The organism is Phenylobacterium sp., from assembly GCF_965284355.1.
Classification (GTDB): domain Bacteria; phylum Pseudomonadota; class Alphaproteobacteria; order Caulobacterales; family Caulobacteraceae; genus Phenylobacterium.
Window position 1 is genome coordinate 2,462,521 of sequence record NZ_OZ260078.1, and the last position, 20,093, is coordinate 2,482,613.

Sequence of the window (20,093 nt, forward strand, 5' to 3'; positions counted from 1 at the left end):
CATGACGGCGGTCTGGAAACGGTGCGAGCGCGGATGCGTCGGATGACGGCGGAGCTACGCGAACAACCGTGCGGCGCCGTTCACGCTTCGCGAGCGGCGGGCCGATGACGTCGATCCTCAAGCGTCTCGGCCCTTACGAGGAGATCCGCGGCTGGATCCGCGGCGGGATCGTGGCCCTCGTGTCCGGCCTGTTCCTGACGTTCTCGGGCGCGTTCGGAACCGACGAGGCGCCGCTGAGCCTGCGGCTGGCCTACTGGATGGGCCTGATGCTCCTGGGCTACCTCTGGGGGGCCTTCGTTTCGCGCTACTTCTTCAACAGCGAGCGACGGCGCACCGGCAACATCTGGCTAGACGGCATCGTCGCATCGCTCGTCATGTCGGGCCCCTTCACACTGGTGGTCTGGGCGGCGTCGCGGACGATCTTCAACTCCAACGCTCCGCTCAGCGCCCTGCCGATCCTGTTCGGTCCGGTGCTGCTGGTCTCGCTGGCGATCACGGCGATCAATCTGTTGATCGAGAGCCGCAGCCACGCGGCGCAGTCCGATGCGCCGACGCCGGTGAAGTTCCTCGAGCGCCTGCCGCTGAAGCTGCGCGGCGCCGAGGTCTGGGCGGTCGAGGCCGAAGACCACTACCTGCGCCTGCACACTTCCAAGGGCCAGGACCTGATCCTGATGCGCCTGGCCGACGCGGTCTCGGAACTGGACGGCATCGAGGGGACCCAGGTCCACCGCTCCTGGTGGGTCGCCCGCGACGCCATCGCCGACGCCAGGCGGGGCGACGGCCGGGCCACGCTCACGCTGAAGGACGGCTCGGAAGTCCCCGTCAGCCGCACCTACGCCGGCGTGCTGCGCGACAAGGGCTGGATCTGAGGGCGCCCGAGACGCCTTCGATCTGAACGGACGCCGATTCGCCTGTCAGGCCTTTCGCCGCGCAAGCCATTCCTCGCGGCTCTGGCCCCAGCAATCCACCGCGACGTTCAGCGGCGCGGGCAGCACGGCCTGGCGCAGGATGCGCGAGCCCAGGCGCCTGGCCACCTGCTGCGATTTCACATTGGGCGCCTCGATGGTGTGGATCACCTCGGTCCAGCCCAGGGTGTCGAACGCCCAGTCGATGGAGGCTTCCGCGGCCTCGGGCGCGTAGCCCCGGCCCCAGAACTCCCGCGCGATGCCCCATCCAACCTCGGTGCCGGGCCAGCCCTCGGGCTGCCAGGGCCCCACGCGCCCGACCCACCGGCCGGACGACTTCTCCACCACCGAGAACATCGAGAACCCGCGGGATAGCCAGGCGCCGGCCATGGTCGACATGATGCGCCAGGCGCCCGGCCGCTCCTGCGCCCCGCCCAGGAATTCGGCCGCCTCGGGATCGGCGCAGAAGGCCGCCCAGGGCTCGAAATCCGCGGGCTCGGGCGCCCGCAGGATGAGGCGTTCTGTCTCCAGGGTGGGGATTGTCGTGGGCACGATTTGGCCTCAAGTTGAGCTTGGGAGAGAGTTCGGGGTTGGGGCGTCGTCGAACGCGCGTGCGCGTTCACTTAGCTCTGCCATGTGCGTCGAGGGACCCGTTCGTACAAGGGTTCTTTACATGGCGCAGGATACTCTGCCCCCACCGCCCCCGACCGCGACTGAGCCGCCGCCGCTCGCCAGTCCGTTCCGCCCGAGCCGGTTCGTCCTCGCGGGCGCGTTCGGAGCCTGCGCGCTGGGCGTCGGCCTGGGGCTGTGGGCCCGGCCGACGTCGCCGGCCCTTTCGCGGATCGCCGCGGCCGAACCGGCGGCGCCCACGCTACAGGTGGTGGTCGACGACCGCCCCGCCCCGGCCGGCCCCTTGCTGGACGTGCTGCCCGACGACGTGGCGCCGACGGACCGGACACCCGCCGTCGCGCGCCTGATTCCGGTCGAGCCGCTGACCCCCCGCGCCGCCGGGCTGGTGCGCGTGGACGCCGTGGTCGCCCCGGCGGCGGCGTCCGTCGCGCCCGCGGCGAAGACGGCTCCCGCACCGCGGAAGGTCGTCGCCCCGGCTCCGCCACCCGCGCGGCCGGCCAAGGCGGTCGCGACGCCGAAGCCCTCGCCCGTGACCCGCGTGGCGCAGGCGGAGCCCAGGCCGCCGAAGGGCAAGCCCGAGAAGACCGTCAAGGTCGCCAGGGCCGAACTGAAGCCCAAACCCCGGGCCGAGGCCAAGCCCGCCCGGTCGGCGCCTCAGAAGGTGATCGCGAAGGCCAAGCCGACGGTCAGCCGTAAGACGCCCATCGAACAGGCCGAAGCGAAGCCCAGGCCGGCGAAGGCCAAGGTCATCAAGGTCGCCGCCAAGCCCCAGAAGGCGAAAGTGCAGCAGGCTAAACTCCAGAAGACGAAAGGGGGGAAGGCCAAGGTTCTGAAGGCCAAGGTCGAGCGCGCGCCCAAGGCGAAACCCGTGCTGACCAAGGCCAAGATCGCCAAGGCGCCGCCTCCGAAGACACGCACCCAGGTCGCCCGGGCCCCGGCTCCCAAGGCCGTCCCGGCCACGCCCCGCCGCGTCGTCCCGCGCGGTGAAGGCCCCCTGCGCGTGGCCCGCGCCGAGCGCTGCGCGGCGGCCGATCCGGGCGAGGCCCTGGTGTGCGCCGACCGCCGCCTGGCCGCCCGCGATCGCCAGTTGCAGCAGGCCTATCGCGACGCCGAAGCCGCCGGCGTGCCCGCCTCGGCGCTCCGCCGCCAGCAGACCCGCTGGGTCCAGGCCCGCGCCGCCGCCGCCCGCGAGGCGCCCTGGGCCGTCGAGGACGTGTACGTCGCCCGCATCTCGGAACTCCACGACCTCAGCCGCGACGCCCAGGAGAACTGACCGGAACGGTCCGCCCCTCGCCGCGCGTCGCTCGCCTTCGAGGAGAGTCGCGTTGCGTCGCAGCACGAATTCCGGTCAACCAATCGTCAGACCAGCGTCACGGGGGTGTGCGCCGGCAGGTCCGTCGATGGCGGACGACGGGAAATTCAGGGGGTTGGGGTGAAGATCCAGACGAAGATGCTGGCGGCGGTCGCCGCGGCGGCCGCGGTCGCGACGATGGCGACGCCCGCGGCGGCGGTGCAGAACATCTATCTCGAATACGCTACGATGAACACGACGTTCCAGGCCAACATCTCGGGTCTCGGCAACGTCTATTCGAACGGCGTGACGTTCCGCGTGAACGACAACGGGTATAGCCCGGCTTTCGACGCCAGCGATTACTACATCTATGGCTTCTGCATCGACATCTACCATAGCATGTACATCAACACGACGCTGAACTACACGTACACGTCGACCTATGGCGACGCTGGCCAGCCGCTGTTCACGAACTACGGCCCGAACGCGCCCGCCAACCAGCTGAACGCCGCGCAGATCGACGACCTGACCAACCTGGTCGACACCGGCTGGCTGCTGCACCAGGCCCAGCCGAACGACTACGACACCGCGATGCGGACGGCGGCGATCCAGGCGGCGATCTGGCAGGTGGCCAATCCTGACCGCGTCGTCACGGTGAAGAGCAACAACCTCAACGCGGCGCAGTTCCTGCAGTACCAGACCTACTTCAGCGACTACGTGAGCGGCAACTACACCAGCCTCGCCGACGCCAACGACCGCGTCTACACGATCACCGACCAGTCGCGGAACCCGATGCGCCAGACCTTCGCCATCGGTTGGCCGATCGAGAACACGGCGGTTCCCGAGCCGGGCGCCTGGGCGCTGATGATCCTGGGCTTCGGCGCCGCCGGCGCCATGCTGCGCAGCCGTCGCAAGGGCCTGGCCGCGGCCTGAGCCTCCACAACACCGCGTCTCAAGCAGCCCGCATCGCGAACCGGTGCGGGCTGTTTTGATTCCGCCCCGCGGCCCGAGGCGTGTTCCGCACCGGGGAAGGTTGACCCGACCTTCGCCACGCGCGACCTAAGCGCAGCACGCTGGAGACCGCCGCCTTGTCCGACCCGATCCGCATCGCCGTCGCCGGCGCGCTGGGCCGCATGGGGCAGGCCGTCGAGAAGACGGTCCGCGCCGATCCCGCGCTGGCCCTGGTCGCCCGCTTCGACCGCCCCGGCGCGGACGGCGACGGTCTGGTCTCGGCGGCCGAGGCGCTGGACGCCGCCCAGGTGGTCATCGACTTCACCACGCCGGCCGCCTCGGTGGCCCTCGCCGCCCAGGCCGCCGGCAAGCCCGTGGCCCTGGTGATCGGCGCCACCGGCGCGACCGACGAACAGCGCGCCGCCATCGCTGCGGCCGCCGCGCACAATCCCATCGTCTTCGCCGGCAACTACTCGCTGGGTGTGAACCTGCTGATGGGGCTGGTGGCCCAGGCGGCCCGCGCGCTGCCGGCCGACCTCTTCGACATCGAGGTCTTCGAGGCCCACCACCGCCACAAGGTCGACGCGCCCTCGGGCACCGCCTTCATGCTGGGCGAGGCGGCCGCGAAGGGCCGCGGCGTAGAGCTCAGCCAGGTGGAGCGCCGCGCCCGCGACGGCATCACCGGCGCGCGGCCCGTCGGCGAGATCGGCTTCTCGGTGGTGCGTGGCGGCGGCATCGTCGGCGAGCACAGCGTCATCTTCGCCGGCGAGGAAGAGATCCTCACCCTCAGCCATTCGGGCCGCGACCGCGGCCTGTTCGCCAGAGGCGCCGTCGCCGCCGCCCGCTGGGTCGCGGGCAGGCCCGCCGGCCTTTACGACATGCAGGACGTGCTCGGCATGAAGGACGCCTGAGATGGCGCGCGACGTCCTGGACCAGGACGCCACCGCTCAGCTGGTGGCGCTCCGGGAGAAGCGCATCTCGGCGGTCGAGCTGTTGAAGGCCTCGCTGGCCCGCCACGCCGAGACGCACGCCACGCTCAACGCCGTGGTCGCCGCCGACCCCGGGCGCGCCCTGGAACGGGCCCGCGCCCTGGACGACGCCCGCGTTCGCGGCGAGACCCTGGGCCCTCTGTCGGGCCTGCCGATGACGGTCAAGGACACCTTCGACGTGGCCGGCATGGCCGCCTCGTCCGGCCTGGCCCACCTGCGCCGCCGCCAGACGGAGGACGCCCTGGCCGTCTCCCACGCCCGCCACGCCGGCGCGGTGATCTGGGGCAAGACCAACGTGCCGGTCATGGCCGGCGACTGGCAGTCGGCCAACCCGCTCTACGGCGCCACCAACAACCCGTGGGATCCCACCCGCACGTCCGGCGGCTCGTCCGGCGGCGCGGCGGCCGCCCTGGCTGCACGGGTCACCCCGCTGGAGATCGGCTCCGACATCGGCGGCTCGCTGCGCGTTCCCGCGGCCTTCTGCGGCGTCTTCAGCCACAAGCCCACCTGGGGCATGGTCTCGCAACGCGGTCACGTCCCGCCGCACCCGGGCTCGTTCGCCGAGCGCGACCTCAACGTCGTCGGCCCCATGGCCCGCTCGGCCCGCGACCTGCGCCTGTTGCTCTCGATCCTCGAGGACGGCCCGCTGGCCCCCAAGGCCCCGCCCGCCGACCTCAAGACGACGAAGATCGGCCTCTGGCTCGACGACCCCGAGTGCCCGCTCGACCCCGAGGTCCGCGCCACCCTGGAAGCCTTCGCGAACGAACTGCGCGCCGCCGGCGCCACGGTCGAGCTGATCCCCAGCCCGATCGACATGCGCGCGCTGCTGTTCGCCTACCAGACGCTGCTGGGCGGCGTGCTGGGCGAGGACATGCCGCCCCGCTTCATCCGCGGCATGGAGCGGCTGCGGTTCTTCGCCAAGGGCGCGCTCAAGCGCGGCGCCGGTCCCCTGTCCAACGCCGCCCTCGCCATGGCCTACACCGCCCGCCACCGCGAGTGGCTGGCCGCCGACGCCGTGCGCGCGCGCCTGCGCCACGAGATGGTCGAGGCCCTGGGCGACTGGGACGCGATCCTGGCGCCCATCGCGCCGGTCCCGGCCTTCCCGCACGACAAGCGCCCGTTCCCGCGCCGCGAGCTGAAGCTCTCGGCCGGCAAGCCGATCTCGTACAACACGATGCTGACCTGGATCGCGCCCGCCACCGCCCTGCACCTTCCTGCGACGGCGGTGCCCGCCGGGCTGACGGCGTCGGGTCTGCCGGTCGGCGCCCAGCTCATCGGCCCGATCGCCGGCGACGCCAAGACCCTCGCCATCGCCCAGGCCATCGACGAGAACGTCCGCGGCTACATCGCCCCGCCGCTCTAGACTCGACCCCCTCAGCCGCGTTGGCGCGCCGCGCCTTAAGGTTCGAACCACGAAATACACGAAAGCGCCGGGGGTCCTCAGGCTGCCGGGCGGGCTCGCCTCCTTTTTGTGTATTTCGTGTACTTCGTGGTTCCAGATAGCGGCGCCCGAAGCACCAGCGGCGTCGGCGTGAGACCCAAACTGCGGCGCCTCGTCGGTTGTGTTCCGGGCGCCTAGCGCCTATCCGTCGGCCACGATGGAAGTTCCTCCCGAAACCCCCCTGATTTCCGGGACTTCCCACCGGACGCGTCCGCCCGCGCCGTTCCTGCCCATGAGCCGGGCCGAGATGGACATCCTGGGCTGGGACGCCTGCGACATCGTCCTGGTGACCGGCGACGCCTATGTCGACCACCCCAGTTTCGGCATGGCCATCATCGGCCGCCTGCTCGAGGCCCAGGGCCACCGCGTCGGCATCATCGCCCAGCCCGACTGGCAGTCCGCCGAGCCCTTCAAGGCGCTTGGCCGCCCCCGCGTCTTCTTCGGCGTCACCGGCGGCAACATGGACTCGATGGTCAACCGCTACACGGCCGACCGCCGGATCCGCAGCGACGACGCCTACACCCCCGGCGGCGAGGGCGGGAAGCGGCCCGACCGCTGCACGCTGGTCTATTCGCAGCGCTGCCGCGAGGCCTACAAGGACGTCCCCATCATCCTGGGCGGCATCGAGGCGTCGCTGCGCCGCATCGCCCACTTCGACTACTGGTCCGAGAAGATCCGCCGCTCGGTGCTCGCTGACGCCAAGGCCGACCTGCTGCTCTACGGCAACGCCGAGCGCGCGGTGATCGAGGTGGCCAACCGGCTGGCCGCCGGCGAGTCCCCGCGCGACCTGGCCGACGTCCGCGGCGTCGCCCTCTTCCGCAAGGTCCCCGAGCACTACGCCGAACTGCCGGCCGACGACCTCGACTCCTCCGACGAAGGCGCGGCCCGCAAGCCCGGCGACGTGGTCATCCGCCTGCCGTCCTACGAACAGGTCGAGGCCGACTCCGAGGCCTATGCGCGGGCCTCCCGCGTGCTGCACCGTGAGAGCAATCCCGGCAACGCCCGTCCCCTCGTCCAGCGCCACGGCGACCGCGACATCTGGCTGAACCCGCCGCCGATCCCGCTCTCCACCCAGGAGATGGACGCGGTCTACGACCTGCCCTACGCGCGGGCCCCGCACCCGTCGTACGGCGACGCCAAGATCCCCGCCTGGGACATGATCCGGTTCTCGGTGACGATCATGCGCGGCTGTTTCGGCGGCTGCACCTTCTGCTCGATCACCGAGCACGAGGGCCGCATCATCCAGAGCCGCTCCGAGGCCTCGATCCTCCAGGAGATCGAGCAGATCCGCGACAAGACCCCGGGCTTCACCGGCGTGATCTCAGACATCGGCGGGCCCACCGCCAACATGTACCGGATGGCCTGCAAGGACCCCAAGATCGAGAAGGCCTGCCGCCTTCCGTCCTGCGTCTTCCCCGACATCTGCCCCAACCTCAACACCAGCCACGACGACCTCATCCGCCTCTACCGCAAGGTCCGCGAGGTGAAGGGGGTCAAGAAGGCGCTGGTGGCCTCGGGCGTGCGCTACGACCTGGCCGTCACCAGCCCGGAATACGTCGAGGAGCTGGTCACCCACCACGTCGGCGGCCTGCTCAAGATCGCCCCCGAGCACACCGAGGACGGCCCGCTCGACAAGATGATGAAGCCGGGGATCGGCAGCTACGACCGGTTCAAGGCGATGTTCGACGCCGCGGCCAAGAAGGCGGGCAAGAAGTACCACCTGATCCCCTACTTCATCGCCGCCCACCCGGGCACGACCGACGAGGACATGATGAACCTCGCGATCTGGCTGAAGAAGAACGGCTTCCGCGCCGACCAGGTGCAGACGTTCCTGCCCTCGCCCATGGCCACCGCCACCGCCATGTACCACTCGGGCGTGAACCCGCTGAAGGGCGTGCGCCACGGCGCCAGCGAGAAGGTCGAAGTGGTGAAGGGCCTGCGCCAGCGCCGCCTCCACAAGGCCTTCCTGCGCTACCACGACCCCGAGAACTGGCCGATCCTGCGCGAGGCCCTGCGCGCCATGGGCCGCGCCGACCTCATCGGCCCGCGGCCCGACCAGCTCATCCCGGCGCACCAGCCCGGCGGCGGAAACGGCCCCCGCCGCCCAAACCGCCACCCGGGGACCAAGTTCACCACCAAGGGCGTCCCGCTGAAGGGCTGAACGCCCTAGATCGAGACCTGCGCCCCCAGTTCGACGACCCGCGAGGGCGGCACGCGGAAGTAGTCGGCGGCGCGCTCCGAGTTGCGTAGCAGGTAGGCGAAGAGCCGGTCCTGGAGCTGGGCCAGGCCCGTGCGCGGGCGAAGGACGAGGCTGCGCCGGCTGACGAAGAACGACGTCTTCATGATGTCGAACTTCAGCCCCCGGGCGCGGGCCAGCGCCAGCCCCCGCGTCACGTCCGGCGTCTCCATGTAGCCGAAGGTGAGAGTCAGCGCGGTGAAGCCGGGCGCGGGGTCGTGGATCTCCACCCGATCGGCGTCAGCGACCCGCGGGCGCCGGACGGTCTTCACCGTCAGCAGGACCACCCGTTCATGAAGGACCTGGTTGTGCTTGAGGTTGTGCAGCAGCGAACTCGGGACCTTGCCCGGATCGGCGGCCAGGAAGACCGCGGTCCCTCTCGCCCGCATCGGCGGACGGTCCTTGAGCATCGCCGCCACGTCGGCGACGTCCAGGTCGCTCTGTTCGGCGCGCGCGAGGCGGGCGCGGCCGCGCGTCCACGTCCACATGATGAAAATCAGCCCGGCGGCCATCAGCAGGGGCACGTACCCGCCATGCGCAACCTTCATCAGGTTCGCGGCGAGGAACCCGGCCTCGACCAGCAGGAACGGCAGGAACACCAGCAGCGACACCAGGATCGACCGCTTGTGCAGCCGGTGGATCGCGACGACGGCGAGGATCGACGAGGTGATCATCGCGCCGACCACCGAGATGCCATAAGCGCTGGCCAGTCCGCTGGACGACCCGAAGCCGAGCACCAGGGCGCTGACGCCCAGGAGCAGGATCCAGTTGACCTGCGGCGCATAAATCTGGCCCGCGTGCTGCTCGGACGTGGGCCTGAGCGTCAGGCGCGGCAGCAGTCCGAGCTGGACCGCCTGCTGGGTCAGCGAGAAGGCGCCCGAGATCACGGCCTGGCTGGCGATGACGGTGGCGGCGGTCGCCAGCGCCACGAGCGGCAGCTGGAACCAGTCCGGCGCCAGCAGGAAGAACGGGCTCTCGGCGGCCTCGGCGTCGGTCAGCACCAGCGCGCCCTGGCCGAGGTAGTTGAGCGTCAGGCAGGGAAAGACGAGCGCGAACCAGGTCGCGTTGATCGGCTTGCGCCCGAAGTGGCCCATGTCGGCGTACAGCGCCTCGGCGCCCGTCACGGTGAGGAACACCGAGCCCAGGATCAGCGCGGCCAGGCCGGGGTGGCGGCGCAGCACGTCGAGGCCCCGCAAGGGATCGAACGCCCAGAGGATCTCCGGCGCCTCGACGATGGACCTGACGCCGAGGACCGCCAGCACCACGAACCACACGACGCAGACGGGGCCGAACCACCGCCCCACCCCGCCCGTCCCGCGCCGCTGCACGGCGAAGAGGGCGGCGATGACGGCCAGCGCGATCGGAACGATGAAGGGGTCGATGCGGCCGGAAAGTCCGTCGATGATGCGAAGACCCTCCACCGCCGACAGCACCGAGACCGCCGGCGTCAGCATCGCGTCGCCGAGGAAGAGCCCGGCGCCCAGCATGCCGATCAGCATGACCAGACCGGCGCCACGGCCTCCGGCGCGCTGGACCAGGGCCATCAGCGACAGCGTCCCGCCTTCGCCGCGATTGTCGAAACGCATCAGGATCAGCACGTACTTCAGCGTGACGATCACCATCAGCGCCCAGAACATCAGCGAGACGACGCCGGTCACGTCGGCGGCCGCAAGCGCGCCGCCGGGGCCGCGCAGATGCGAAATGGATTCCTTGAAGGCGTAGAGCGGGCTGGTCCCGATATCCCCGTAGACCACGCCCGCCGAGCCGAGCGCGAGAGCGAGGAAGGTCTTGAGGCGGGGCGGCGCGGCCGGCGTCTCGTCGGGGGCGGTGATGGCGGACATGGAGCCCTCAGTGTGAGCGGAGCCGCCTTCTCGCGCCGGGCCACATAAAGATCCCATGTGGTTGTGGGGCGGGAACGTCGGAAGCGCTTGCAGCCGGGCCCCCGGATCGCATTTCTGAGGGCGAAGTCCTGAAGGGGCCTGGCCATGAGCCTTGCCGTCGCAACGCAACCCGCGCGAACCCCCAGCCCCGGTCTCGGCTATGCCGTCGCCGCCGGTCTCGTCGCCGCCGCCACGGCGCTCGCGCTGTGGCTCGAGGCGGCCGTGCGGGTTCCGAACCTGTCGCTGCTGTTCGTCCTGCCCGTCGTGCTGAGCGCGATCCGCTTCGGAGCCGGACCGGCCTTGAGCGCCGCGGGCCTGGGGGTGCTGGCGTACAACTTCTTCCTCCTGGAGCCGCGCCACACGCTCAGGGTCACCGACTCGGGCGACGTGCTGGCCCTGGTGCTCCTGCTCCTGGTCGCGGTCGCGGTCAGCGCGGTTGCGGCGCAGGCCCGGCGCCGGACCCAGGAGGCGGTCGAGGCGGCCGACCGGGCCGCGGCGGTGCGGGAGCTGGCCCGCGACCTCATGGCCGAGCGCAGTCCCGAGGGCCTGGCGCGCCGTTGCGCCGACGCCCTGGCCCGGATGTTCCGCACGCGGGCCTGCGTCCTCCTCGTCGACGGCGACGAGCTGAAGGGCGGCGCCTCGGATGGCGAAGCGCTCGCGCCGGCCGACCTGGACGCGGCGCGCTGGGCGGCGGCGGCGGGTCTGGCCACGCGCGGCGGCGCCTATCCCGTGGGCGAGTCCAGCTTCGACTTCTGGCCCCTGAAGACGCCCCTGCGGCGGCAGGCGGTTCTGGGCGTCGCGCTGTCGCGGCTCGACGCCGGGCGGCCGCTCCAGCCCGAGCGCCTGGTGGAGACGGTGCTGGGCTACCTGGGCGTGGCGCTCGATCGCGAGGCCTATGCCGCACAGGCGATGGAGAACCAGGTCGCGGTCGCCGGCGAGCAACTGAAGGGCGACCTGGTGGCCGCGGTCTCCCACGATCTCCGGACGCCGCTCTCGACCATCCTCTTCACCCTACAGAGCCTGCAGCGGTTCGGCGGCCGGCATGACGACCAGGCCCGTGCCGAGCTGCTGGCCGGCGCCGAGGCCGAGACCTCCCGGTTGGCCGGGATGGTGGACAATCTGCTCGACATGAACCGGGTCGAATCCGGGGCCCTGGGCGACCGTCGCGAGACCTGCGACGCCGCCGACCTGGTGGCGGGGGCCCTGACGCGGGCGGCCGGCGTGCTGCGGGGACGCCCCGTGATCAACCGCGTGACCCCGGGCGTGGCGTTGCGGGTCGATCCGGCGCTGTTCGAAACGGCCCTGGCGAATGTGCTCGCCAATGCGGCCAAGTACGCCCCCGAGGGCGACATCGAGATCGCCGGGGGCCGCGCGGATGACGAGGGCTGGGTCGAGGTGACCGACCGTGGCCCAGGTCTCGGGGCCGATCCCGAGGCGATGTTCGCGCGCTTCGTCCGCGGCGAGGCCGGCGACGGCCGTGCGCCCGGCACGGGTCTGGGCCTGGCGCTGGCCCGCGCCTTCCTTCGCGCCATGGGCGGCGACGCGACGGCCCGAAACCGCGAGGACGGCGGCGCCGCCGTCCGGCTGACGGCGCCCGCCCCATGACCGGCGATCCGGCGACCGTGCTGGTGATCGAGGACGACGCGCACCTCAACAATGCGCTGACGGCGACGCTCAAGGCGGCCGGCTATCGGCCCGTGTCGGCCCGCACCGCGGCCGAGGGCCTGCGCTGGTTCAACCACTACGCGCCGGATGTGATCCTGCTGGACCTGGGTCTGCCCGATCGCGACGGTCTGACCGTCATCCGCGACCTGCGCGCGCGGGGCGCGACGCCCATCGTGGTGCTCTCGGCGCGGGATGCGGAGGCGGTGAAGGTCGAGGCGCTGGACCTGGGCGCGGACGACTACGTCGCCAAACCCTTCGGCGTCGACGAACTGCTGGCGAGACTCCGGGCCGCCCTGAGGCACGGCGTCCAGGCCCGCGGCGCCGAGCCCGTCGTGACGGCGGGCGACCTCGTCATCGACATGGGGATGCGCACGGTGACCCGGACCGGACATCCCGTCAGCCTGTCGCCCAAAGAATACGACCTGCTGTGTGAACTCGCCCTCCAGTTGGACCGCCCGGTTCGCCGCGCCGACCTGCTGCGCGCGGTGTGGGGCAGCGAGAGCGCCGACGTCCAGTACCTGAGGGTCTACATCGGCCAGCTCCGCCACAAGCTGGGCGCAGAGCGGATCACGTCCGTCCCCGGCGTCGGCTACCGCCTCACCGCCCAGCCGTAGCCGGCGAACCGCCACCCGAAGAACGTGATTGGAGCTCCTCTCCCAAGCGCGAAGCGCTGTGGGAGAGGCCGGGAGAGGGCGGCGCGGCGATCGCCGCAAGCTCCGCGTTGGACCCGATCGCCCCCTCTTTACCTCCCCCGCGAAGCGGCGGGAGGGGGACCAGTCGCCGAGCGCAGCGGAGAGCGACTGGTGGAGGGGGCAGGCGGCCGGCAAAGCGCCTCAACCGCAGCTCCCCCGTCGTGGCGCCGTAACCTCGCCGCCCCGCGCGCCGTCAGCGCCCACATCCCCCAACCGGGATACAGCCCGCCCTGAAATCCATGGTCGATGCGAGCCTTGGGGCAGAGCCGTGTCAAGGACGACGCCTCCGGCGTCGCCGCCCCGCGGCGGCCCTGCGGGCCGTCCTTGAGGTGAGGCGCGGTCGGGCGCCAGCCCGAGCGATCAGTCCGGAGGACTGATCGCAGCAACGAACGCCCGGAGCGCAAGCGAAGGGCCGAGGCGAAGCGGCTCTGCCCCAAGGCAAACTCCGTCCATGGCTTGAATGGCTCAGAACGACGACCCCACCCTGATCCCTGCAATGCGCCAGGAGGAGACATTGAGACCGGGCCGGGAAGTGGACTTTGGCTAGATGTGGCCTGGCGCGATGCAGGGCCCACCTTGGCAACCCCAGGGATGTGTCGCCTTATCACTAACGGGGAACGGGGGGCGGCTCATGGCCAAGGGATTGGGTCGAGGCTTCCTCGGCAGCTTGTCAAAGCGCGTCGAGGAGGAAGTTCGCGAGCTCTACAAGGACAACGAGATCATCCGCAGGGAGCGGCATAGCTACTGGCACCGCTTGGTTCGGGGCTGGCTCGTTGATCGCACGATGCCCGCCATGCTGGCGGTATACTTCGCCATCGCTTCGTCGGTCATGGCAGCTGAGATTGTCGCTTACAAAGTCTGCGCTGACATTCCGGAGACAGCGTCCGCCGACAAGGTTGGCGATTTCCTCACCGATGTAGGCAGCTATCTTCTCGCGGCCCAGGTCGGCATTCTTGCAATCGTCTCTGTGGCTGTCGCTGTCGTGACTCTGCTGTCCCAGGGGGAGCAGAGCGCCACAGTCAAGTCTGACGTCAGGCTCTACTATGTGGAGTCCTTTTCCTACGAGTTAACGACAAGCTCTGTCGCCTTGCTGCTCGTTCTAACGGTCCAGCTGTTCTGGCCAGCCGAACTACTCCTTCATCAACTCGGCTACGGGGGCGCAAATCTCACACCTGCCTTGGTCCTCACAGCCGTTCATGCCGCGTGGTTCGCCTTCAACGTTCTGCTATTCCTGCAATTCACGACGACCACGCTGCGGTTCGTCGAACCTGGCGCGCGCGAACACATGCGCGAACGCTACGCCGCAAACCTAGTGATCCCTCGTGATCTCAGGACGCGCCTGTTTCGGGCACTCTATTCGAACGCTCCAAGCAACGTCTTTGGAGGAGCGGCACTTGCCGAAGGACCCTCCGTGTCATTTGGACATGGCCTGATTGATGACGACGACGCGACAACGGAAATCCAGCGCGAGTTTGATCGCCCGCATGTCCTCGCAGACGTGTGGCTTTCGCCACTGGCTGTGGCCATTCGATCCTGGCGGAAGCGGACGCAGAAGCAGGGGGAACGGAGGGAGCGGATGTTCGGCAGTCTCAGATGGAATGGCGAACTCGCAGTGTCGGCAGCACCCGGCCACGCTGCGGACCACATGGTTCTCCTTGAGCGCAATGGAGGTGTTCCGCTTCGCCGCTGGGAACGCTTCCTGATCAAGCATTCGCTTCGATTCCGGAAAGCCAATCGACGCGATGACGATCTTCCGACGACGAGCGATTTCCTCGAGGGCCTCATCGACAAGATGGTGGCCCAGATCGACAAGGCGGCGGTCACGAGCTTCAACGCGGCCTACGAAGAAGCAACTCGCTTCCACAAGTTCATACTTGCCGCCCAAAACACCCGTGATGAGGGCGGCAACGTAATCAACTTGGCAGAGGTTGGGGGGCTGTGGTCGCGCCCGGATGAGGAGTGGGTGCGGGCCTATCGACGCGCTTACGACGCAGCGGCCGAAAAGTTAAGTGTGAACACTGACTTCATGGAGCGGCTCGCGTATCTCCCCTATCGCTTGCTCCCGGCCGACGCGACGACCTTCTCGCAGCGGCCGATCATCGCCCTGGTCGATCTTGGGGCGTTTCAAGTGATTGCGCTGGAGGCTTGGGTGACCAAAAACACCCAGCCGTCGTACAATCCACTAGGCGACACTACCGCCCGCCTAGCGGGTTCCGACGCGCGTGCCTATGAGGCGGTCCTCATCCAGCTTGTAGGAGCCTGGGAGGCGTTTCAGAACGCCATTATCCAATCGACCGGGCTTAGAAAGCTGAAGAAGAAGTCGGCCGAGGAGCAGTGGCGACACTACGGCGCGGCGTGGCCAATCCTGCTCGCTCACTTGAAGGCGAGCGCGTACTTCCTGACATCGGCGGTCTGGAATGAGGATGACCCGGGCGAACAGCGGTTCCGCGATCACCTGCTTCGTTGGTGCAGCCCCCTCTACGAAGAGCTAGGGCGCGACTACGCTTTCTATCGCACCTATCTGCTTGTTCCGAGTCTGCTTGCCGCAACTTGGGGCGAAGCGGTTGAGTATGCGAAGCCTACGCTGAGATTTCAGCAAGCCGAGCGAGCGACACCACCTTCGATCTTCGGCGAGGTGCTTCGTACCACCCATCGCGACGTAGTGACGATTGTCGCGGCTTTGACGCTGTCCTGGTATGCGGACGAACAACAGGCGACAGATATTGGTGCCCGCGCGGCCGTACGATTGATGCGTCGAGAGACACTTGACGAGGGCTCGGACCTTACCGCCAGAACCAGCGCGCCCTATGCGCCTTTCCGCGCGGCATTCGACCTGCTCCTTCGAAACTCACTTGAGCCAAGCGTCGGCTCCGGCCGGTATGGCATCGGCCTTGATGATCTGGTCAGGCAGCTCGGCAGCGTGGCGAGTTCACGCATGGTACCGGGGCGGGTCTATTCCGGCTGGGGTGTTGAGGGCGTCGACACCATCAAGCGCGCCCTCTTCGCAATCATGGCTGCCGATCTTCCGACGGACCACGAGAAGCTCATCACAGAAGTCGCATCCCTAGCCGACGACGGCGGATCACTGGCGCAGCCCGACGCGCTCAGAAATGCGATCCGGTACTTCCAGCGACTCGCGAACGAAGTTGGTCAGACTCCCGATCCGGCCTTTGAGCGAGCAACCCGCGCTTTCGGCGCTGAGATTGATGTTGGCAGTGCAAGTAGCGCACTCCGCGCCATATTGACCTCGGTCGCCGAGGCCTTGCGCGAGAAGGAACTCGCGAAGCTCAGGGCCGCAGAACTGGACCCCGAAGCTGTCGCCCATTTGCGTCGGCGCATGTCAGAAGCGGTCCTGCGCGAAGGACCGAAGCTCGTGGTCTTTCGAGATATCCCGATCCGGTTGGCCAAGCAGCAGGAAGAGGTTCAGGAGTTCACATTCGGTCGCATCGACAAGGGGGCGTACTTCCGGCCGCCGATGTCCGCGCTCGATCGAGATGAGTTGGACGGCTTGATCACAGAGGCTCTTAGGGATGGCCTCGCTGGCTATTTCTGGAGATCTTTCCGCCATCAGCCACGTGAAGAGGCTGAGATTGGCGACACAGGAAGAGTCGAAGACTTCTGGCGTGTCATCGTGGAGCATGCGCAACGGGTGGCCGAACCGCGGGTAGCTCTGGTTCCTCGTCATCTCGGCGAGCCGGTCGGAATGGCGGCCTGGGAGATTCCAGGCCAGGGGCTGGATGACTTCCTCATCGAGCGAAAGGACAATCTCGGCGGCGGCGGCGGCTTGGCCTACGTCGGCACGCTCAACGGTATCGATGTCTACCAGTGGAACGATGACCGTGACGCCTTGCTGTTTTGTCCCCTGCTCGCGGAAACTCTCGACTACGCTCCTGTCGGTCCAAATGGTGAAGTCGTCGATTTTGAGTTCGTTGACGACGACAATCCGTCGGAGAGCCAAGTCAAGCTGCGCTTCTCTCAGAGTGTGACTTGGCGCGTCGGCACCATCATTCACTTCACCATTGTTGAACGGCACAGTGCTTCCCCGGTCCGACCGGAAGCGCCAACCGACGCCCCAGAAGACTAGCTCCGATAACGCCTGTCCTTCGCTGCAACTGGCTCCGACGGAGCACCGAGAACGGACCGTCCCAACGTCGCCAACGAGTCACGACCCGCCCCTCAGCGACCGCCTAAGCCCCGCTCACCCTCCCCCACCCCCCGCACCATCACCGCCGCGAAGAACCCATCCGTCTCATGCCGCGCGGGTGTCAGCGACAGGTACTCCGCATGCGCCGAGTCCGTGATCTGCGGCGCGACCTCGCTCAGCGGAACCACCCGGAACTCCGGATGCCCCGCCAGGAAGGCCTCCACCTGCGCCTCGTTCTCCTCCGCCAGCAGCGAGCACGTCGCGTAGACCAGCCGGCCGCCGGGTTTCACCAGTCGCGCCGCGCTGTCGAGGATGGACGCCTGCAGCGGCAGCAGGGTCTCGAACCCGGCGTCTTCCGTCCGCCAGCGCGCATCCGGGTTGCGCCGCCACGTCCCCGTCCCGCTGCACGGCGCGTCGATCAGCACGCGGTCGAAGCCGCCCTTGTGGCGCTTGACCCATTTGTCGCGCTCGCTGGTCAGCAGCCGCGTCTGGATGTTGTGCAGGCCCGCGCCGCGGAAGCGCTGCACCGCCCGCTTCAGCCGCGGCTCCGAGACGTCGCAGGCGATGACCACGCCCTTGTTCGCCATCTGTGAGGCGATCGCCAGCGTCTTGCCCCCGGCGCCGGCGCAGAAATCCACCACCCGTTCGCCCGGCTGCGCGCCCACCAGCATCGCCACCAGCTGCGAGCCCTCGTCCTGGATCTCGACCTCGCCGGTCTTCAGCATCGGCAGGCGGGCCAGCGACAGCTTTCGGGGCAGGCGGACGCCATAAGGCGCCCTGCGGCAGGCCTGGGCCTCGAAGCCGATGCGGCGCAGGGCCTCCAGCACGGCCTCGCGCGTGGTCTTGTGCGGATTGACCCGCAGGTCCAGCGAGGGCGCGCGCAGCATCGCCGCCATCTCGCGGGCGAACGCGTCGCCGAAGCGGGCCTGCAGCGGCCCCCACGCCCACTCGGGGCACTCGCCCAGCACCGCCTCGGACATCTCGGGATGGTCGAGCGTTCCGCCCTGCAGCCGCGTCAGCAGGGTGGCCTCGCCCTCGGTGAGGGCCGCCGCCGCGAACCGTCCGCCGTTGAACAGCCGCTCGACCTGCTCGCGCGTCTTGCCCTCGCTCAGCGCGAGCCAGGCCAGCAGGCGGTTGCGGGCCGTGGGCGCGCGGCGCTGCTTCGCCAGATGCCAGGTCAGCCGGGCCTGGCTGCGCAGCACCGCGTACAGCACCTCGGACAGCTCGCCGAAATCCTGGTCGTTCAGGTCGCGCCGGCTCTTGAACCAGGCCGAGACCACCGCATCGGCCGGCCGCGCGTCGGCCTCGACCTCTTCGATCAGTTCGAGCGCGGCTTGCAGGCGGGCGGCGGGGTTCACGGAAAGACGTCCTGGAGGGCGGGACGCGGGCTAATGCGCCCCATTCCGCCCGACATCAACAGGCGCCCACCCCGACGCGCCGCAGGCGCTGTCATCTGAAACCACGAAATACACGAAATACACGAAAGCGCCGGAGAGACCGCCCACACCTCAGCCCACGCCGACCCGTTCGTGTATTTCGTGTATTTCGTGTATTTCGTGGTTCAATTCCAACGGCGCTGACGCGCCATCGCGGCTGACAGATTCGCGCGGTCAGCTGCGGCCGGTGGAGCCGAAGCCGCCGGCGCCGCGGGCGGTTTCGTCCAGGCTCTCCACCTCGGCCCATTGCGCCTGCACCACGGGGGCGATCACCAGCTGGCCGATGCGGTCGCCTCTGCGGATCGTGAAGGCCTCGGCGCCGTGGTTGATCAGGATCACCTTCACCTCGCCGCGATAGTCGGCGTCGATGGTGCCGGGCGAGTTCAGGCAGGTGACGCCGTTCTTGAAGGCCAGCCCCGAGCGCGGCCGCACCTGGCCCTCGAACCCCGGCGGCAGGGCGAAGGCCAGCCCGGTCGGCACCGCGAACCGGTCGCCCGGATGCAGCACCAGGGGCTCGTCGTCCGGCACCGCGGCCCGCAGGTCCATGCCCGCCGCCTGGGCGGTCTCATAGGCCGGCAGCGGGATGTCGTGGCCGTGGGGCAGGCGCGTGATCGGGACGGTGGGCGACACTCAGAATTCCTCGGCGATGCGGGCGGCCAGCCGGCGGGCGACGTCGCCCTTGGCCATGCGGTCCCATCGCTCGATTCCCCCCTTGGAGACTATGGCCACGGCGTTCTGGTCGCCGCCCATCGTGCCCTCGATGCTGACGTCGTTGGCGACGATCCAGTCGCAGCCCTTGCGGGCCAGCTTGTCGCTGGCGTGGGCTTCGACGCTGTCGGTCTCGGCCGCGAAGCCCACCACCAGCTTCGGCCGCTGCGCGTGCTTCGACAGCGTCGCCAGGATGTCGGGGTTCTCCACCAGGCTGATGGCGGGCGGGCCGGCGCCGTTCTGCTTCTTGATCTTGCCGGCGCCCACCGTCTCGGGCCGCCAGTCGGCCACCGCCGCCACGCAGACGGCGATGTCGGCGGGCAGCGCCGCCTCGCAGGCCGCCAGCATGTCGCGCGCGGTCTCCACATCGACCCGCGTCACCCCGGCCGGGGCCGGCAGCGCCGTGGGGCCGCTGACCAGGGTCACCTCGGCGCCCAGGGCCGCCAGGGCGCTCGCGATCGCATAGCCCTGCTTGCCGGACGAACGGTTGGTGAGCAGCCGGACCGGGTCGATCGGCTCGGCGGTGGGGCCGGCCGTAATCACCGCCCGCCTGCCCGCCAGCGGCCGCGCGCCGGGTCCGGCCAGGGCGGTCAGGATCGCCTCGAGGATCGCCGGCGGCTCGGCCATCCGGCCCGGGCCGAACTCGCCGCAGGCCATCGCGCCCTCGTCCGGGCCCACGAACAGGACCCCGTCGGCCTTCAGCTGCTTCAGGTTCCGCTGGGTGGCGGCGTGCTCCCACATCCGCACGTTCATGGCCGGCGCCATCAGCACCGGCTTGTCGGTGGCCAGCAGCGTGGTCGAGGCCAGGTCGCCCGCCAGGCCGTTCGCCGCCTTGGCCATCAGGTCGGCCGTGGCCGGCGCCACCACCACCAGGTCGGCCGAGCGGCTGAGCTCGATGTGGCCCATCTCGGCTTCGTCGGTCAGGCTGAAGAGCTCGGTGTAGACCTTGTCCTCGCTGAGCGCCGACAGGCTGAGCGGCGTGACGAACTCGGCGCCCGCCTTGGTAAGGATCGGCCGCACGCCGACCCCGGCCTTGCGCAGCAGCCGGGTGAGCTCGAGGGCCTTGTAGGCCGCGATGCCGCCACCGACGATCAGGAGAACACGCTTCTCGGCCAAGGCTGGGCA

At 69.5% G+C, this 20,093-nt stretch carries 14 protein-coding genes; 9 read left to right on the top strand and 5 right to left on the bottom strand.

The window, feature by feature from the left end:
- Positions 1–104 precede the first annotated feature (104 nt).
- Positions 105–869: a LytTR family DNA-binding domain-containing protein gene (locus ACQ66R_RS11945; RefSeq protein WP_430422224.1), complete on the top strand. Its 765-nt coding sequence runs from the start codon at positions 105–107 to the stop codon at positions 867–869.
- A 45-nt stretch (positions 870–914) separates the two neighbouring features.
- On the opposite strand, the gene ACQ66R_RS11950 is transcribed toward ACQ66R_RS11945, so the two are convergent.
- Positions 915–1,460 (bottom strand): GNAT family N-acetyltransferase, encoded by a 546-nt coding sequence (locus tag ACQ66R_RS11950; RefSeq protein WP_430426277.1) that lies wholly within the window; start codon positions 1,458–1,460, stop codon positions 915–917.
- A 118-nt stretch (positions 1,461–1,578) separates the two neighbouring features.
- Between ACQ66R_RS11950 and ACQ66R_RS11955 the strand changes: the two genes are divergently transcribed.
- From ACQ66R_RS11955 to ACQ66R_RS11975, 5 genes are all read left to right on the top strand, one after another.
- Positions 1,579–2,808, top strand: a complete 1,230-nt coding sequence (locus ACQ66R_RS11955) for a hypothetical protein (protein WP_430422226.1) — start codon at positions 1,579–1,581, stop codon at positions 2,806–2,808.
- 159 nt (positions 2,809–2,967) lie between these two features.
- The gene (locus ACQ66R_RS11960; protein ID WP_430422228.1) at positions 2,968–3,759 is read left to right on the top strand and encodes a PEPxxWA-CTERM sorting domain-containing protein; all 792 of its coding nucleotides are present in this window, start codon (positions 2,968–2,970) and stop codon (positions 3,757–3,759) included.
- 155 nt (positions 3,760–3,914) lie between these two features.
- Entirely contained in the window at positions 3,915–4,688 is a 774-nt protein-coding gene (dapB, locus tag ACQ66R_RS11965; RefSeq protein WP_430422230.1) for a 4-hydroxy-tetrahydrodipicolinate reductase, read from the top strand.
- Between the two features lies 1 nt (position 4,689).
- Entirely contained in the window at positions 4,690–6,129 is a 1,440-nt protein-coding gene (locus ACQ66R_RS11970; RefSeq protein ID WP_430422232.1) for an amidase family protein, read from the top strand.
- Positions 6,130–6,439: 310 nt separating this feature from the next.
- Positions 6,440–8,368, top strand: coding sequence for a YgiQ family radical SAM protein (locus tag ACQ66R_RS11975; RefSeq protein ID WP_430422234.1), 1,929 nt, complete (start codon positions 6,440–6,442; stop codon positions 8,366–8,368).
- Between the two features lie 5 nt (positions 8,369–8,373).
- On the opposite strand, the gene ACQ66R_RS11980 is transcribed toward ACQ66R_RS11975, so the two are convergent.
- Positions 8,374–10,284 (bottom strand): potassium transporter Kup, encoded by a 1,911-nt coding sequence (locus tag ACQ66R_RS11980; RefSeq protein ID WP_430422236.1) that lies wholly within the window; start codon positions 10,282–10,284, stop codon positions 8,374–8,376.
- Positions 10,285–10,428: 144 nt separating this feature from the next.
- Here ACQ66R_RS11980 and ACQ66R_RS11985 point away from each other — a divergent pair, with 144 nt between their 5' ends.
- The 3 genes from ACQ66R_RS11985 to ACQ66R_RS11995 all read left to right on the top strand — a co-directional run bounded on the left by ACQ66R_RS11985 (position 10,429) and on the right by ACQ66R_RS11995 (position 16,764).
- Positions 10,429–11,928 carry a sensor histidine kinase gene (locus ACQ66R_RS11985; protein ID WP_430422238.1) on the top strand — a complete coding sequence of 500 codons (1,500 nt, stop codon included), beginning with the start codon at positions 10,429–10,431 and terminating at the stop codon, positions 11,926–11,928.
- Positions 11,925–12,602 carry a response regulator transcription factor gene (locus ACQ66R_RS11990; protein WP_430422240.1) on the top strand — a complete coding sequence of 226 codons (678 nt, stop codon included), beginning with the start codon at positions 11,925–11,927 and terminating at the stop codon, positions 12,600–12,602. Before ACQ66R_RS11985 ends, ACQ66R_RS11990 begins: the two co-directional genes overlap by 4 nt.
- Positions 12,603–13,311: 709 nt before the next feature.
- A complete protein-coding gene (locus ACQ66R_RS11995; protein WP_430422242.1) occupies positions 13,312–16,764 on the top strand; it encodes a hypothetical protein in 3,453 nt (1,150 codons plus the stop codon).
- 92 nt (positions 16,765–16,856) lie between these two features.
- Here the strand turns inward: ACQ66R_RS11995 and ACQ66R_RS12000 are convergent, their stop codons facing one another.
- The 3 genes from ACQ66R_RS12000 to coaBC all read right to left on the bottom strand — a co-directional run bounded on the left by ACQ66R_RS12000 (position 16,857) and on the right by coaBC (position 20,084).
- Positions 16,857–18,182, bottom strand: a complete 1,326-nt coding sequence (locus tag ACQ66R_RS12000; protein WP_430422244.1) for an RsmB/NOP family class I SAM-dependent RNA methyltransferase — start codon at positions 18,180–18,182, stop codon at positions 16,857–16,859.
- 252 nt (positions 18,183–18,434) lie between these two features.
- A complete protein-coding gene (gene dut / locus ACQ66R_RS12005; RefSeq protein ID WP_430422246.1) occupies positions 18,435–18,890 on the bottom strand; it encodes a dUTP diphosphatase in 456 nt (151 codons plus the stop codon).
- Complete coding sequence (coaBC, locus tag ACQ66R_RS12010; RefSeq protein WP_430422247.1) at positions 18,891–20,084, bottom strand: bifunctional phosphopantothenoylcysteine decarboxylase/phosphopantothenate--cysteine ligase CoaBC; 1,194 nt, start codon at positions 20,082–20,084, stop codon at positions 18,891–18,893.
- Between the last annotated feature and the right edge of the window lie 9 nt (positions 20,085–20,093).